Annotated in this window: 14 protein-coding genes; 1 reads left to right on the forward strand and 13 read right to left on the reverse strand. The window is 63.3% G+C overall.

The features are described from left to right. Positions 1-10 precede the first annotated feature (10 nt). The 5 genes from NKJ78_RS24105 to NKJ78_RS24125 form a co-directional block, all read right to left on the reverse strand. The gene (locus NKJ78_RS24105) at positions 11-1294 is read right to left on the reverse strand and encodes an O-antigen ligase family protein (protein ID WP_023725867.1); all 1284 of its coding nucleotides are present in this window, start codon (positions 1292-1294) and stop codon (positions 11-13) included. Between the two features lie 275 nt (positions 1295-1569). Then, entirely contained in the window at positions 1570-2397 is an 828-nt protein-coding gene (locus NKJ78_RS24110) for an SDR family NAD(P)-dependent oxidoreductase (RefSeq protein WP_352459279.1), read from the reverse strand. A 96-nt stretch (positions 2398-2493) separates the two neighbouring features. Continuing rightward, positions 2494-2979 (reverse strand): acetone carboxylase subunit gamma, encoded by a 486-nt coding sequence (locus NKJ78_RS24115; protein WP_023729650.1) that lies wholly within the window; start codon positions 2977-2979, stop codon positions 2494-2496. Further along, complete coding sequence (locus NKJ78_RS24120) at positions 2976-5180, reverse strand: hydantoinase B/oxoprolinase family protein (RefSeq protein ID WP_023738083.1); 2205 nt, start codon at positions 5178-5180, stop codon at positions 2976-2978. The genes NKJ78_RS24115 and NKJ78_RS24120 overlap by 4 nt, the downstream gene beginning before the upstream one ends. 12 nt (positions 5181-5192) lie before the next feature. After that, positions 5193-7352: a hydantoinase/oxoprolinase family protein gene (locus NKJ78_RS24125; protein WP_352459280.1), complete on the reverse strand. Its 2160-nt coding sequence runs from the start codon at positions 7350-7352 to the stop codon at positions 5193-5195. A gap of 110 nt (positions 7353-7462) precedes the next feature. On the opposite strand from NKJ78_RS24125, the gene NKJ78_RS24130 reads away from it, so the two are divergent. Continuing rightward, the gene (locus tag NKJ78_RS24130; RefSeq protein WP_023834390.1) at positions 7463-8242 is read left to right on the forward strand and encodes a helix-turn-helix transcriptional regulator; all 780 of its coding nucleotides are present in this window, start codon (positions 7463-7465) and stop codon (positions 8240-8242) included. A 19-nt stretch (positions 8243-8261) separates the two neighbouring features. Here NKJ78_RS24130 and NKJ78_RS24135 read toward each other — a convergent pair whose 3' ends face one another. The 8 genes from NKJ78_RS24135 to NKJ78_RS24170 form a co-directional block, all read right to left on the reverse strand. Continuing rightward, the gene (locus NKJ78_RS24135; protein ID WP_023738080.1) at positions 8262-8843 is read right to left on the reverse strand and encodes a DUF1349 domain-containing protein; all 582 of its coding nucleotides are present in this window, start codon (positions 8841-8843) and stop codon (positions 8262-8264) included. 15 nt (positions 8844-8858) lie between these two features. Next, a complete protein-coding gene (locus NKJ78_RS24140; protein WP_023738079.1) occupies positions 8859-10298 on the reverse strand; it encodes an aldehyde dehydrogenase family protein in 1440 nt (479 codons plus the stop codon). Positions 10299-10463: 165 nt separating this feature from the next. Further along, on the reverse strand, positions 10464-10949 hold the full coding sequence (locus NKJ78_RS24145) for a hypothetical protein (RefSeq protein WP_023694218.1): 486 nt from the start codon (positions 10947-10949) through the stop codon (positions 10464-10466). A gap of 100 nt (positions 10950-11049) precedes the next feature. Beyond that, positions 11050-11931, reverse strand: coding sequence for an ABC transporter permease (locus tag NKJ78_RS24150; protein ID WP_352562654.1), 882 nt, complete (start codon positions 11929-11931; stop codon positions 11050-11052). After that, entirely contained in the window at positions 11928-12887 is a 960-nt protein-coding gene (locus tag NKJ78_RS24155) for an ABC transporter permease (protein WP_352459281.1), read from the reverse strand. Before NKJ78_RS24155 ends, NKJ78_RS24150 begins: the two co-directional genes overlap by 4 nt. A 37-nt stretch (positions 12888-12924) precedes the next feature. Continuing rightward, a complete protein-coding gene (locus NKJ78_RS24160) occupies positions 12925-14568 on the reverse strand; it encodes an ABC transporter substrate-binding protein (protein WP_023738076.1) in 1644 nt (547 codons plus the stop codon). Between the two features lie 35 nt (positions 14569-14603). Continuing rightward, a complete protein-coding gene (locus NKJ78_RS24165; RefSeq protein ID WP_023738075.1) occupies positions 14604-15380 on the reverse strand; it encodes a DUF427 domain-containing protein in 777 nt (258 codons plus the stop codon). A gap of 15 nt (positions 15381-15395) precedes the next feature. Further along, on the reverse strand, positions 15396-16754 hold the full coding sequence (locus NKJ78_RS24170; protein WP_023738074.1) for an LLM class flavin-dependent oxidoreductase: 1359 nt from the start codon (positions 16752-16754) through the stop codon (positions 15396-15398). Positions 16755-16831: the final 77 nt, after the last annotated feature.

Genomic DNA, 16831 nt, shown 5'->3' on the forward strand with positions numbered 1-16831 from the left:
GATAAGCAAGTCAGACGCGCGCCGGCATGCGGCCGTTGGCGGTGTTCTCGTCCGGCACCGGAACATAGGCCCGCCTTGCCCTGGCGAGCGGCACCGGGCGCAGCTTGAACAGGCCGTAATAGACGATGAACGAGGCCATGAAATAGGGGCCGAGGATCTCGACCTCGAAGAAGGAGCGGATCAGCATCATTCCGACCGCGCCGGCGAGCACCACCGAATCGGCGCTCCAGTCACCGAACACCACCTTCGAAACATGGCCCCAGAAGGAGCGCAGGATGATCAGCGCCAGCATCGTCACGCCGATGAAGCCGAGCTCGACCAGCGTCTCGATATAGGTGTTGTGGAAATGGAAGCCGGTGCGGGTGGAGATGTAGAACTCGGCCCAGAGCCGTTCCGGATCGGCAAAACCCTGGATCCAGTAGGCGGCATAGCCATAACCGAGCACCGGACGCTGCTGCGCGGCGGCCCAGCCCTGTTCCCAGAGATAGGTGCGGCCGGTCAGCGTCGAATCCTTGCCGAAGATGCCGAGCACGACATCGAGCAGGCCAAGGTTCAGCGCAGCCATCACACCGCCGACCAGCGCCGTAGCGCCGACGACGAACAGCACGCGGCGGTAGCGGCGTGACAGAACCTTGCTCATGGCAAGCAAAGCAACGACACCGATCACCGCCGGAAGCGAAGCGATTGACGTCGCCGAGTGGGCGATCGCCAGCATATAGACCGACAGCAGGATGATCGGCGCGGTCCAGACGAAGCTCATCCAGTTGCGCCGGTAGAAGGCCAGAAAAGCGAAGCAGAAGAAGATGCCGAGCGAGGCGAAGAAGCCGATCTGGTTCTTGGAGCCGAAGGCGCCGACGAAATTGGTGGTGCCGTCGATAGTGTCGAGCGCATAGGCGCCAACCTTCAGCGAATACAGCAGCACGATGAAGATGCCGATCAGCGAGCCCAGCACCAGCGTGCGCGTGCTGATGGTGCGCGCCGCGATGTAGGCGCACAGCATGTGGGAGAAATATTGCAGCCCCGCCCGCGCGCTGGTGCCGGCCGCTTGCGACCAGAACAGCGACAAACAGACATAGGCCGCAAACAGCAGCGGCAGCCAGGCGCTGGAGAGATCGCGGGCGAAACGCCGGTAGTCGACGAACAGCAGCGGCAGCCATACCAGATAGTAGGCGAGGATCAGGATCTGGCCGAAATTGGTGGAGTAGGCGAAGGCAAAGACCGACACCGCAACGGCGAAGGCGGCATAGGCCTTGTTGTTGTCCGGATCGATCAGAATGGATTTCGGGATCTTCATATCCGTACCGGATTTCTCATGCTGCCGCCTTTCAGCTGGGCTGAAGCGCCCATGGTCGGCTTTTCTGCGTCATGCGCGATCGCCGGAACCTGCCCTTGCCGGATCCCGATCAGCGGGCATCCATTGTGCAGTGCACAATATAACCTCTATCGCCTGTCACTCAATGGTAAATTTGCCGCGAGGGGTAAAGTTGCCGCAGGCAGGGCCAAAACGAACATGCAACCGACAAATGGCGTTAATGCGGCTCGCTCGTTCGAAAATTCAAACTGTGGCCGCTACCACAGCGCTCCGCCGGTGATCTGGATGTTTTCCATGGTGATGCCCTTGGCCAGATCCGAGCACAGGAACACGGCTAGAGCCGCGATTTCCTGCGGCTGCAGCATGCGCTGCTGGGGATTGCCCTTGGCGATCTCGGCCATCGCTTCCTCGGCGGTTCTGCCGTTGCCCTCACGCTCGACCACCTGCGCCACGTTGCGGCGCATCAGTTCGGTCTCGACCCAGGTCGGGCTGATCATGACGCAGGTGACACCGTGCGCGGCGCCTTCCAGCGCCACGCAGCGGGTAAGGCCGAGCAGCCCGGCCTTCGAGGCGCAGTAGGCCGGGTTGTCCTTCCAGCCGACGGAAGCCGCTGTCGAGCCGATGTTGACGATACGGCCCCAGCCGCGCTCGATCATGCCGGGCAGCACAGCTCGGGTGACGCGGAACGCTCCGCTCAGATTGGTGTCGACGATCTTGTCCCACAGTGCGTCGGAATGGCCGCAGACCGGCTGTTCGGCGGTGGTGCCCGCGGCATTGACCAGTATGTCTCCCGGGCCGATGGCGGCTTGTGCGTCAGCCGCAAACCGGTTGGTCACATCGCTGTCGCGGACATCGAGATGGGCGGCATAAACCCTGGTGCCGTGTGCCGACAGGGCCAACCGCACGCGCTCGATTTCATCGGCGCCGGGATAGTAGGCGGCGTCGGTTCTGTCGGCGCCGGCGGGGGCGATGTAGGAGCCGACCGCTACATTTGCGCCGGCCTGCGCCAACGCCGTCGCAATGGCGAAGCCCATGCCGGAAAACCCGCCGGTGACGATCGCACTGCGGCCGGAAAGGTCTGTCATGGGCAGTGAATCTCCGATGCCGACGTTTGATGCCATAGTCTTAGACCCAGCCCGGTGACGAGCGCTACCTTGCCTGCAGCGCTGGTCACCACGTCGCTAAAGCGGTTTGCCCAGCCACTCGCGATAGAAGCCTTCGAGATCGGGTTCGAAATCATGCACGATCGGATAGCCGGGTGCTGCCGCCTCGACCTCGTGCATGGTGCCGCATTGCGGGCAGATGAATTCGCGGATTTCCATCCATTGCGGATCGGGGATATCGCTGTTGGGATAGATCTCGCGCAGCGCTGCCTCGGTGTTGCGCACGTTGATCGCGGCCTTGAGCTTCCAGTTCTTGCGGTAGTCGCCGAAGGAGTGGCCGCATTCGCAACGGGTGATGCGCTCGTCGCCGCTCTGGCAGATGAACAGGTGATCCGAGACCGGCAGCAGGATCGGGTCCTTCCAGGTGACACGGTCCTGATAGACGGCGAGCATCTTGAAGAAGCGGTCGTCGTCCTTGTAGGCGCTCATGATGCGCTTTGTCTGAGGCCAGGGGAGCTTGCCGGCTGAGAGATCGCCGAGGACTTCCTTGCTGTACGAGGTCATGGCTTTGCTCCCGGCATGAAGATCGATCTGGCGTCGACGGTCCAGAAATCGCTGAAATCCCTGGTGAAGCGCGACGACAGCTTGATCGCGCTGGCATACATTTTCTTCACCTCGGGCGCGAAGTCGGCCTTCTCGACACGGCCGTGTTCGGCAGCGATCCAGTCGGAAACCGGGATCGCCTTGGCCAGACGCTCTCTGCGCATGGCGGCACGACGTTCGACGGTGGCGTCGATATCGGCAACCGGATAACCCTCGGCGTCGTCCTTCAGCACGATGCCGAAAATCTGGATCGCCGCCTGGCGGGTGAGAAAACCGTTCTCGACATCCCAGGCGGTCTTGACCGGATCGCGCTCCAGCACGTCGCCGTAACCGCCGCCACCATTGTAGGAATGGCTGAAGATGTCCCCCGACTTGTGCGGCGAGGTGATGTAGGGGCCTTCGACCACGGCATGGTCGCCGCCGATGTTCTTCTCGTAGTCGGAGACATGCGGATCGATACCTGGGGCATGCGCGAGCGGTTCGCCTTTTGCCGCCAGTTCATGGATGTTGGAATTGCGTACCGCGCGATGCTTCTGGCAGGTCGGCGCGGGATAGCCGCCACACATGCCGCCATTGTCGAATACCCGCGAGGAGTGTTCCGAGGTGTGCAGTCGCAGGTGCGAGGTCTTGTTGATCAGCCAGGTCGAGACGAAGGAACAGCCGCCGCGATATTTGCCGGCGCCCCCTGAATTGGGGACGATCGAGCGGCCGATATAGACCATCGGCATCGATTGTTCCCAGACCTCGATGTTGCCCATGTCGGATTCCGGATTCCAGCCGACATAGGCGGTGTCGAGGCCATCGGCGATGGCCAGCGCGCCGGAGCCGGCGGCGGCGCATTCGAAATGCGCCATGCCGAACGGCGTACCGTACTGGCTTTCGCCGCCCATCTCGATCATCGGGCTGTTGACCTGGCCAACGAAGGCCTCCTCGACGAAGCCGCGCGCGACGAAGCCGCGCGACAAAAGGCGCTGGAACACGCCATAGGCCGGCAGCAGCAGCGCCCAGGATGTGGCGGTCGCCACCATCTCATTGTCGGGGTTGGTCCAGGTGCCGTGCGGCAGCTTCAGCTCGGTCGCCATCCAGGCGCCGTCATTGACCAGGCCCTCGAAATTCATGTGCTGGGTCAAGGTGACGAACATGCCGCCATCCATGCCGGCCGGCGTGCAGTTCATCGAATGGTAGCCCCAGGGCTGCGTGCCCTCGAAGTCCATGGTGATCTTGCCGTCGGTGGTGATCTCCATCTCGATCGGGATGTTGTAGAGCCAGTCGGGATCGCCAAGCAGCTGGAAGCCGGGCTTGCCCGCCGTGACATGGCCGTAGAAGGTGTGGCCACGATAAATGCCGGGCACGGTGAGCTGGCGGGTGCGGGCGAGCTGGGCGCGACGGCCCTCCTCGATGAACTCCTTCGACACCTTCATCCAGTAGTCGAGGCCGATCTCGGAGATCAGCTGCTTGACGCTTTCGCGCATGTCGATGCAGGAGGCGACCTTGGCCTTCTCGTCGAGCACCCAGTAGATCGGCATGCGTAGATTGCGCTCGCAGCGGATGACGTAGTCGCGGCGGATCTCGTCATTCTCGCCGATCTTCTCGGCGCAGACGAACAGGCCTTCGGTGAAGCGCTCCTGCGCCAAGCAGACGTCGCCGCCGGGCGTGATGCCGCCGGCTTCGAGCTCGTGGCAGACCGCACCGGCCCAGCCGACCAGCGTGCCTTGATGGAAGATCGGCACCACGTCCATGACGTCGGGCACCTGCACGGTGCCGATGAAGGCATCGTTGTTGGCAAAGATGTCGCCTTCGCGGATCTTCGGGTTTTCCTCGTAATTGTTCTTGATCATCCATTTGATGAAGCGGCTCATCGTGTGGACGTGGACCATGATGCCGTTGGACAGCGCGATCGCATCGCCCTCGGGCGTATAGATCGCCACCACCATTTCGCCGACTTCGCGCACGCCGGGCGAGGCCGAGATGCGGCGGGCCATTTCGCGGGCCGAGACGCAATAGGCGCGCAGCTTGGTGTGCAGCGTCTCGAATTTCAGCGGGTCCTGGTTGCGTAGCGTGAGCTCGGTGATGCCGTCATAGCAGCCGGTCTCTTCCATCAGCCGTTCTGAATCGAGCAGCCGTTCGCGAAGGCGCAGGGCCGAGGCAGGTCTGTCCAACATGGCGGTGCCCTTTCAAGAATGGGTGTAATGCAGCAGCGTCCACTCATCGACGTGGACACGGTCCTGCGGATGAACAACGAGCGTGGTGGCGGGATGTTCGATGATGGCCGGACCGATCACCTCATGGCCGGGCTGCAGTAGGTCCATCTCGTAGAGATTGGCCTTGTGCCAGCGTCCCCCGATATAGGCCTCGCGCACGCCCTTGTGCGCTGCTGCCGGGGCCGACTTGCCGAGCGGGCGCTTCAAGAGCACCGGCTTGACCTTGTCGGCGGTGGCGATCAATCCGAGCTCGGTGATGGTGAAGCCGGCTTCGCCATAGCGCGAAATGCGATGGTTGACCTTGGCGTAGACCGCCTCGAACTCGTCGATGACCCTACGCATGTCGTCAGCCGAATTGACCTCGGCAAGCGGTGCCATGACCTCGACATCCTCGAGCTGGCCGGTGTAGCGCATCATCAGGAACGGCACGGTCTTGATCTTGTCTCTGATATGGCCGTCGCTGATCATCTCGTCGACCGCCGCCTTGGTGAGATCATTCCAGACGTCGGTGACCTTCTTGCCGAAAGCGAGCAGCTCGTCATCGCTTGCGCGGGCGCCGATGTCGTGCTGCGTCGAGACCGAATGCCGACGCATGAAATCGGCGGTGGTGCAGCCGAAGGCCGAGAAGGCGGCGGCAAACTGGAAGGTGATGATGTCCCTGAAGCCGATGCCCCTGGAGCAGCCGGCCAGATGCAGCGGACCCGAGCCGCCATAGGACAGCAGCGTGAATTCCGAGGGATGGATGCCCTGGCCGGAAATGACCCGGCGCAGCGCGTTGTTGGCATCGGCTTCCAGCATGTCGATCATGCCTTCGGCAGCCTCCTCGACACCGACGCCAAGGATGCTGGAGCATTTTTCCTCAAACGCTTTGCGCGCCTTCTGGACCTGCAAGACGACCTTGCCGCCGAGGAAATAATACGGGTTGAGGCGGCCTAGTATGGCGTCGCAATCGGCGATGGTGGGTTCAGTGCCGCCCTTGGCGAAGCAGATGGGGCCGGGGTCGGAACCGGCGCTTTCCGGCCCGAGCGAGACTTTCTTGGTCAGCGGGTCGACCTTGAGGATCATGCCGGCGCCGGCGCCGATCGTGTCGAGATGCAGCGTCGGCACGTTGAGCTTGAAACGGTCCATCAGCGGCTCGTTCTCGATCCGCGTCTGGCCGCGCGAAATGACGCCCATGTCGAAGGAGGTGCCGCCCATGTCCGAGCAGATCAGGGAGTCGTTGCCGATGAGCTTGCCGACATAGGCCGCGCCGAGAATACCGCCGATCGGGCCGGAAATCATGGTTTCGTGCAGGCGCGGATGGTTGATTGAGGTCAGGCCGCCAAAGGACAGCAGCGTCTGCACGCCGTATTTGAAGCCGTATTTTTTCGAAACGTCCTCGATACCCCTAAGCTGCTTGCGGCCGCGCGACGTCGCGTAGGCTTCGATCAGCACCGAGTTCAGCCGCGACTGTTCGCGGATGACCGGGCGGACCTCGTGGCTGGTGTAGATGAGGATGTCGGCGCCGGCTTTCAGCACCTCCTCGCGGCATATCTCGGCGATGCGCTTTTCGTGCACCGGATTGACGTGCGAGAAGATGGTCATGATGCAGATCGCCTCGACCTTGTCGGCAATCAGCTTCCTGGCCGCAATCGCGACTTCATGCTCGTAGAGCGGCAGCACGATGTCGCCGAACTGGTCGATGCGCTCGGTGACGCCATGGGTGCGACGGCGCGGCACCAGCGGACCGGGATGATGGTGGGTCACCGCATGCAGCCGGTCGGCATAGGAATAGTCGGCCCAGGCCTGCAGGCCGCGACCCATCAGGATCATGTCTTCCAGACCCTTGGTGGTGATCAGGCCAAGCCGGCGCCCGGTGCGCGACAACAGTGTGTTGAGCATGCCGGTGCCGGAATAGAGCACGACGTTGACGCCGGAGAACAGCTGCTCCAGCGAGATGCCCCAGGCGTCGGCCGCGTCTTCGGCCGATGCGAGGAAGCCTTCGGCCTCGTTCTTCGGCGTGGTTGCCGACTTGCCGATCTTGAAGTGGCCGTCCTGGTCGACAAGGATCGTGTCGGTCATGGTGCCGCCGGCGTCGATGCCGATGACGATTGGATTGCCGACGATGGGGCTGGTGAGGTTGGGTTGGGTCACGGTCGCCTCAGGATTGCTCTAGGATGGCTCAAGCTAGATTCCTTGGGCGGCCTTGCGCCATATGCCAAAAGACACAATGACCGCCGGACCGGGATAGCCGAGAAAAGGGCATGCGCATGGGCAATATCTGGGGGCCGCTCGCCAGGGCGATTGCCGCCACCGGTACGGACAGGCATGTCGACTGCCTGATCGACCTGATCGGCGCCGATATCGAGCACGATCTCGTCACCGTGACCCGATATTCGGCGACGCAGACGCCGGAATTCATCAAGCACCGGCGCTTCTCCGACGAGATGGTCCGGCGCTATCTCGACAATTACTACGTCTTCGACCCGTTCTATGCCTCGTGGCGGCGTGAACGCCGGCTGGGCATCCTGCCGCTGAAGCGGCTTGCCGACGACGAAGCCAAACGCGGCCAGTACATAGCCGGCTTCCTGGCGCAGTCGGAGATCTGCGACGAGGTCGGCATCATGCTGGCCGATGGCGGCGACTGGTGCCTCGGCATCTTCCTCGACCGCTCGACCTCCACCTTCAAGGAGAGCGAAATCGCCCTGCTGGACGAGCGGCTGCCGGTGTTCGAGGCCTTGCATGCGCTCGACATCAAGGCGCGCGGCACCGAGTTCTCCCGCACATCGGCGCCGACCGGCCCCGGCGCCTCGCCCCGGCAAGAGCCGACCATTCCTGCGAGCCTGTGGCCGGAACTGTCGCTGCGCGAGCGGGAATTGGTTCAGTTGATCCTGGCGGGACATCCGACCGCCAACATCGCGGAACGGCTCGGCATCGCCGTCGGCACGGTGAAGAACCACCGCCGCCGCATCTACGAGAAGCTCGACATAACCACCGAACGGGAGCTGTTTTTGCAGTTCTTCCAGCATCGGGCAGACGGTTAGTCCGCCATCGATATGGCCGTCAGTCGTGCAATTGCCTGGAAATCGGCGGGCCGACAGTAAAGCCGGAGAATGTTACCTCAAACCCTTCGCGCTGCGGCGAGCAGCACATCATGCCGACATCGACGGATTTGGAGATCGGGAAATAAGCCAGCCGCACCGGCTTCCACTTGCCATCGGTGGTATCAAGATATTGGATGCGGATCGCCTCGGCATGGCGGGTCAGCCGGATGCGCACGCCGTCGGGGCCGGTGGGAATGCTGAGCAGCGACCAGTCCGAGGTGTCGTTGGTGACCACCACCGAAAAGTAAGCCAGCCCGTCGGTGTATTCGATGCCGGCCTTGATCCAGTGCGTTTCACTCAGCCGCAGCATCAGCCCGGCCTGGTCGTAGAGCACCTTGTAGTCGCCCTTGACCGTGACTTCGGCGCTGAAGTCACCCTCGACCGGCCGATACAGGAAATGGCCATTGTCACGCCAGAAACCGTAGAAGGTTTCGCGCCAGAAGTCGGTTTCCCCGGCGGTGCGCACATGCACGATGCCATCGCCGAAGGCATGGTGCGGCGGCGGGTTGAGCCAGGTCAGGTCCTCTTTCGCCGCTGCCATCGGGTCACCCGTCGATCAGCCGGCGAATGTATAGGCTGTCTTCACCGTGGTGTAGAACTCCGCGGCATAGCGGCCCTGCTCGCGCGGGCCGTAGCTCGATCCCTTTCGGCCACCGAACGGGACGTGGAAATCGACGCCGGCGGTCGGCAGATTGACCATCACCATGCCGGCCTCGGAATTGCGCCGGAAATGCGTGGCATGCTTGAGGCTAGAGGTGCATATCCCGGAGGTCAGGCCGAAGGGCGTGTCGTTGGCAACCGCAAGCGCCTCGTCATAGTCCTTGACGCGAATGACGTTGGCTACCGGGCCGAAGATTTCTTCCCGCGAAATGCGCATGGCGTTGGTGCTCTCGGTGAACAGCGCCGGCCGGAGGTAGAAGCCGGGCGTTTCGCGATCCAGCCGCTCGCCGCCGAAGGCGAGGTTGGCGCCTTCCTGGCTGCCGATGGCGATATAGTCCTCGTCCTGCTTCAGCTGGCTCGCATCGACGACGGGCCCGATCTGGGTCTTGGCATCAAGCGCATCGCCGATGACGAGTTTTTCCAGGCGCTCCTTGAGCACGGCAACGAAGCGGTCATGAATGCCTTCGGTCACCACCAGGCGCGACGAGGCCGTGCAGCGCTGGCCAGTCGAGAAATAGGCGCCGTTGATGGCGCACTCGACCGCCGTGGCGAGGTCGGCGTCGTCGAGCACGACCATCGGATTCTTGCCGCCCATTTCGAGCTGGAACTTGCGCATGTGCTCGACGCTTGCCGCGGCCACGCGTCTGCCGGTGCCGACCGAGCCGGTGAAGGTGATGGCGTTGAGGTCGGGGCTGTCGAGCATGGCCTGGCCGACCACCGAGCCCTTGCCCATGACCAAATTGAGCACGCCTTTCGGCAGGCCGGCGCGGTGCAAGATGTCGACGATGGTCCAGGCGCTTTCGGGAACGAGTTCGGCTGGCTTGAAGACGATGGTGTTGCCGTGGGCGAGCGCCGGCGCGATCTTCCAGGTGGGAATGGCGATCGGGAAATTCCACGGCGTAATGATGCCGACGACGCCAACGGCCTCGCGGGTGATCTCGACGCCGACGCCCGGGCGCACGCTGGGCACCAATTCACCCGACAGGCGCAGCGTCTCGCCGGCGAAGAAGTCGAAGATCTGGGCGGCGCGGATGGTCTCGCCAATGCCCTCGGCCAGCGTCTTGCCCTCTTCGCGCGACAGCGCGCGGCCGATCTCGTCCTTGCGCGCCATGATCTCGTCCGACGCCTTTTTCAGCACGGCGTGGCGCACCAGCGGCGCCGAACGCGACCAGGCCGGGAAGGCGGCTTTGGCCGCCGCTATGGCCTGCTTTGCCTGTTCGGCGCCGGCCGAGGCATATTCGCCAACGACATCGCCCGTGTTCGAGGGATTGATGTTGCGCGAGCCGGCCTCGCCCACCCACTCGCCATCGATCAGATTTTTACGAAACAGGCTCATGTCGCGGTTTCCTTGTATTGGTTCGCTGGGGGTGCCGTATGCCTGAATTATTTATCAGACAAATGACGACACTGTGAGGGCTGAAATCTAGCTGCGGACTGGATAGCCGATGGCGCGCGGCTATGAAAGCCGCGACCTCAAGATGGACAATATGAAGCGGCCCTGTCAGGTCGGAAAAGTCCAGAACAGGCAAGCCAGCGTCGCCGCGGCGAAGATGACGAAGAACAAGCTCCTGAGCAGGATGTTGCGGCGCAGCTCGTTCATGGTGAAATGGCTGCCAACGATGGCCGCGGCGAACAGGAAACGCCAGTTCAGGAGCGCCCACAGCACGCTGCTCTGGCCGAAAGCCCAGCGGGCGACGAGACAGCCGACAATTGTGGCGAACAGGGCAATCACAGCCCAGAACAGCGCATCCGCAGCATGGGTCAAGACGATGCCGGCGGCGCGGATCGGCAGGATCATCATCAGCATGGCGCCGAAAAAATAGACGGCGGCGAGTGGCAGGAACGACCCGGCATCGGCGATGCCGTCCAGCCGCCTCACCCCGATCGCGCCATAGGGATAGCCGTGCCTGGCGACCGCCAGGCTGAGCGCCATGAGCAATGCGGTGAGCACCGCGACCAATGCGAATGTAATGAGGGCCTTGCTCATGCCGTTCCTTGCTTTGAGGCCCTGTCAGAGCCGAATCACGAGGAACGATTTTAGCGCACGGTCCGCGATTGCGCGTCAGCTTTGCTGAGCGTTGCGCTCTTCACCGATCGCTGTTTTCGAAGGCGCCCATGCCTTGCGCGATCAGATTGGTTGCCATGACAAGCGAAACGATGGCCGCCGAGTTGAAGATCACCACCCACCATTTGCCGCCGGTCAGGAAGCCGTAGCCGTCGGCGACCGCCAGTCCCCAATCGGCTGAGGGAGGCTGGATGCCGAGGCCGAGGAAGCTCAGCGTGGCGATCGAAAAGAAGGCGTAGCCAAGCCTTGTGACCAGCTCGATGAGGATGGTTTCCCTGACATTGGGCAGGATCTCGAGGAACATGATGGCAAGAGCGCTCTCGCCGCCGAGGCGGGCGGCGCTGACATAGTCGCGGTCGCGCTGTTCGCGCACGGCGGCACGCACCGTCCGTGCCACCAGCGGGGCATAGGCGATGCCGATCACCAGGATGACGGTGAGGTTGGACGGCCCGAGCGCGACAAGCGTCATGGTGACGAGAACGATGAAGGGAAAGGCCATCAGCGTGTCGAGCAGCCTGGCACCGATGGCGTCGACCAGCCCGTCGAAATAGCCGAGCACGAGCCCAAGCACGCTGCCGGCGGCAACGCCGAGCAGGGTTGCCGCCGGCGCGACCAGCAGGATGTCGCGCGAGCCGACGACGATGCGCGACAGCACGTCGCGGCCGAGCTGGTCGGTGCCGAACCAGTGCGCGGCGTCGGGCGGTGCCAGCATGACCAGGAAATCCTCGGCATAGGGGTCGTAAGGCACAAACAGGCTGCCGAACACGGCGCAGCCGACCCAGAACAACAGCAGCAACGACCCGACGGTGACCGAGGGCGGCAGCTGCGAAACAGTCTCGCGGATGCGACTTGCTGCCCGCCAGCCCAGCGTACGGCGCTCCGGCAATTCCATCAGTTCCATCATGGCGAGACACGGCGGCGCTGCCGCGGATCGAGCAAGGCATTCACGAGATCGCCTGCCGCGGCCGACAGCACGAAGATGGTCGCCATGACCAGCACGCCGGCTTCGAGCATCGGGAAGTCACGCGACTTGGCGGCGTTGAGCACCAGATTGCCGAGACCCTGTATGCCGAACAGCGCTTCGATGACCACCAGCCCGCCAAGCATGTAACCGGTCTGCGTCGCGAGCACGGCGATGGTCGGCGTCAGCGCATTGCGCAGCACGTGCCGGATGAGGATTTCGCGATGCTCGAGGCCTTTCAGGACGGCGGTGCGCGTATAGTCGGCGGCCAGCGCCTCGATCACGCCGGCCCGCGTCATGCGGGTGATGTAGCCGGCAAGGTTCAGCACCAGCGGCAGCGCCGGCAGGATCAGATAATAGCCACTGACCCACAGCCCGGCGCCATCGGGAGCAGCGCCGGTGATCGGGAACCAGTTCAGCCACAGGCCGAAGACGATGAGCAACAGCAGGCCGGAGACGAAGTCCGGGACGATGCCGAAGGACACGCCGGCGAGTACGATCAGGCGGTCGATAAAGCGGCCCTGGTTGAGACCGGCGACGATGCCGGCGCCGATGCCCAGCGGCAGCAGAAAGACGAGGATAATTCCGGCAAGGGCCGCCGAGCGCTTGAGGCTTTCCAGAACGAAGGGCGCCACCGGCAGACGCAGCGACAGGGAGGTGCCGAAATCGCCTGACAGCACGCTGCTGAACCAGTGCCAGTATTGCACGAGCACCGGCTGGTCGGCGCCGAGCTGCCTGTTCAGCGCCGCGACGGCCTCGGCATCGGCGAACGGCCCGAGCATGAGGCGACCGACATCGCCGGGCAGAACCTGCCCGGCGAAGAATACCAGCATGCTGACCAGCCACAGCGTGAGCAGAAGCGAGGCTGCCCGCGCCGACACAGTGCGGCCGGTCAGCATCGGATTTTAGTGCCCGGAGTGGCTGGACGTCTCGCAATCATGCCTGGGCGAACGTCACGCGGTCGAGCAGCAGATGCGAGATCGCCGTGAAGCGGACGCCCTCGACCTTCGACGAGACGATGCGGCTGTATTGCGAGAAGTAGCTGATGATCAGCGGCGTCTCGTCCAGCAGCAAGGTCTGGATCTTGCCCGCGGCAAGGCGTTGCGCCTGAAGGTCGCGGGCCTTGCCGTATTCGAGCAGCAGCCCGTCATAGGCCGGGTTGTTGAAATGCGCGGCGTTCCAGGCGCCCGAACTCTTCAGCGTCGCGTTGAGGAAGATGTCGGGCGTGCCGCGATGTCCGAAATCGGTGATGCCGAGATTGGAATCGAGCCATGGCGACGAGCCGAACTTCGCCGAGCCATAATAGGCGTCCTGCGGCAGCACGTTGAGCTTGATGTCGATGCCGGCCTTCTTGGCGAAGTTCTGGATCAGCACCGCATAATCGGGAATGTCATAGGCGCGTTCGGTGGTCAGCGTCACCGGGAAGCCGTTCGGCACGCCGGCCTCGCCAAGCAGGCGCTTGGCCTCGGCGATGTCCTGCTTGCGCTGCGGCACCGACGGATCGGCCGAGGGGAAGATCGGCGCGAACGGGGTGTCGTTGCCGACGATGGCGCGGCCCTTGAGCAAGCCCTTGACCACCGCCTCGCGGTCGATGGTGAGCGCCAAGGCGCGGCGGATGCGCTTGTCGGTGAACGGCGCCTGGTCGGTCCGCAGATGCACCTCGTCATGCGAACTTGCCTGCACGCTGAGCAGCTTGAAGTTGGGATTGCCCTCGATCGCCAGTTCGAGCCGGGTCGTGCTCGGGATGACGTCGAGCTGGCCGGCCTGCAGCGCCAGCACCTGCGCCTGCTCGTCGTCGAAGAACTTGATCTCGACGCGGTCGGGCAGCGCCTTGTCGCCCCAATAGTCTGGGTTGCGCACGAAGCTGGCGCCCTGCTTGGGGCGGAAGGATTCGAGCTTGAACGGGCCGGTGCCGTTGAAATTCTTCTCGAAATCGCCGGCATAGTCGGCCGGCAGGATGACGGCATTGTAGACGTCGGACGAGACATAGAAGGGGAAGTTGCTGTTGGGCCCGTCGAGATCAAAGGCGACTGTCTGGTCGTCGACGACCTTGGCGCCGCCCTTGGACAGGATGCCCTTATAGGCAGACAAAGCGGACGAACCGCTGGCCGGATCGACCAGCCGCTCGAAGCTCGCCACCACATCCTTGGCGGTGACGGTGCGGCCGTCGTGGAATTTCACGCCCGGCCGCAATTTGAAGGTCCAGCGGCTGGCGGTCTCGTCGGCCTCCCACGACAGAGCGAGCTTGGGCTGCAGACCGTCCTTGGGATCGTCGAGGATGAGATATTCGCCGACCTGGCTGATGACGCCGATGCTGGCCGGATCGGTGATGGAGACGGGATCGATCGCCTTGGTCGGCTGTCCGAGCCCAACGCGGACCGTGCCGCCGGCGCCGGCAGCGCGCGCAGTGCCGAAACCAGCAAGTCCCTGCGAGGCGGCAAAGCCGGTGAGGCCGATCAAGGCTGCGTATTTCAGCAGATCGCGGCGCTTGAGGAAGCCGGCCTGGTGCTCATCGACGGCGACGTTCCAGATGTCGCCGGACAGATTGCGAAGCGTATCGATGTCGTTGCGTTTGGTCATTTTGAAACCCCTGTCTGAAATGACTGTTGAATGGCTTAAGCGACTGGTTCGCCGTCGAGATGGATGCGGTCGACGGCTTGCGGGTAAAAGGCGATGAGGCCCCTGATCTTGGGCATTTCGGCAATGGGATCGCGGTAGCTCCAGGCGACATCGGGGCTTACCGAGCCGTCGGCGCGCCGGCCCGACCAGTAGGAGGCGATGCCCTTGTAGGGACAGCGCGTCGTGCTGTCCGAAGCGACCAGCCGGTCGAGCCTGACATCGTCCGGGTGCAGGTAGAAACGCGTCGGTAGATGCGTTTCGAACAGCAGCACCGGGCGATGGCTGTCGGCGATCAGTTCGCCGTCGAACCAGATTTGGACGTGACTTGAACTCTGCAGCACATCGATGCGTGCGTATGGATCGCGGGCGTGGACGAAGACCTCTTCTTCCTCCTCGAACCATTGGTCGACCGCCTTCCAGGTGAAGGCGATACGCCCGGCCAGCGGCGACAGATTTTCATCCGGCGGCGCGACAAGCGACCAGGCCGCGTTGGGCGAAGCTTTTTCTCCCGTCTCCAGGTTCCAATAGGTGGTTTCGCCACCGACGGGATGGCGCTGGCTATGCTCGGACGGCTTTAAGAGCGAGCGGTCCACCGAGGAGGCCGGGAAGAAATAGATCGGCAGAAAATGGTTGGAGCGCAGCACCAGGACGTTGCGGCTGTCGGCGATGGTGCGGCCGGCGAATTTGACCCGAATGCGCTTGGGGCTGTGCAGAACATTGATGAGCTGCGGAGCCGTGGCTTCGCGGGGCTGAAGTTTTGGCGCTGCGGTCATATCAATTGCCCCAAGTCAGGATACGGCGCGCACATTGTCGCGCTGTTCGGCGAAGCGGTTGGCCGGCCGAGCCAGGCCGAAACGGTCACGCAGCGTCCCCGGCGCATATTCGGTGGGGAATACGCCGCGGCGCTGCAGTTCCGGCACGACCTGCTCGGCAAAATTCACCCAATCCTCCGGGAGCAGCGGGAACATCAGGTTGAAGCCGTCGGCGGCACCTGCCTCGAACCAGTCCTGCAGCTGATCGGCGATCTGGTTCGGTGTGCCGACGACGGTCGGCACCGAACCGCTGTTGGCGAGCTTGCGAGCGATCTCGCGCAGAGTGAGGTTCTGCTTCGACCATTCCTTGACGCGATTGAGCGAGGTGCGGCCGCCATTGAAGGTGCTCTCGTCCGGCAGCGGCGGCAGCGGGCCGTCCGGCGGATATACGGAGAGATCGACGCCGCTCCAGCTCGAGAGAAGGTCGATGCCGACCCTATCGGGAAGCAAGCTCTGCAGATACTCCTGCCGCTCGCGTCCCTCCGCTTCGGAAGCTGCGACGATCGGCAGGATGCCCGGCAGGATCTTGAAGCTCTCGGGCTTGCGACCGTAACGGGCGAGGCGCTCGTTGATGTCCTGCCTATAGTTGATGCCGTCTTCCTTGGTGCTGTAGATGGCAAAGTGCGCATCGGCATGCGCGGTAGCGAAATTCTTGCCGTCTTCGGACGAGCCGGCCTGGACGATCAGCGGATGGCCCTGCGGCGGGCGCGAGACATTGAGCGGTCCGCGCACCTTGAAGTGCGGGCCCTTGTGGTTGATCGCATGGACCTTGTCGGGATCGGCGAAATAGCCCGATGCCTTGTCGATAAGCAGGGCTTCGTCTTCCCAGCTGTCCCACAGTGCCTTGACGATATCGAGGAATTCGGTGGCGCGCTCATAGCGAAAGGCGTGCTCGATATTGCCGTCGCGGCCGAAATTGCGGGCCTCCTCGTCCATGGCCGACGTCACCACATTCCAAGACGCCCTGCCCTTGCTGATATGGTCGAGCGTGGCAAACATGCGGGCGACATTGTAGGGCTCGCTGTAGGAGCTCGAGGCGGTGGTGATGAGGCCGATATGCCTGGTCACGCCGGCAAGCGCCGACAACAGCGTCAGCGGTTCCAGTCGGGCATTGGCGTAATGGGCTACGCCGCTCTGTACGGAATCCCAGATCGCGACATGGTCGGCGACGAAGATCGTATCGATCCTGGCGCGCTCGGCAGACTGGACGAGATCGCGGTAGAAGTCGAAGTCGAGCACTTCGCGGCCCGGCGCGCGCGGATGGCGCCACGACATGCGATGATCGCCCTGCGGATTGAAGAAAAACGCGCTGAGGATCATGTGGTCGCGTGCCATGCCGGTCTCCTTGCAGAACTGCTTCAGGCGACCGTCGCGATGCCTCGACCGGCTGCGACAATCTCTCCTGAGCGGTG

The organism is Mesorhizobium sp. M0037, from assembly GCF_040323635.1.
Taxonomy (GTDB): Bacteria; Pseudomonadota; Alphaproteobacteria; order Rhizobiales; family Rhizobiaceae; genus Mesorhizobium.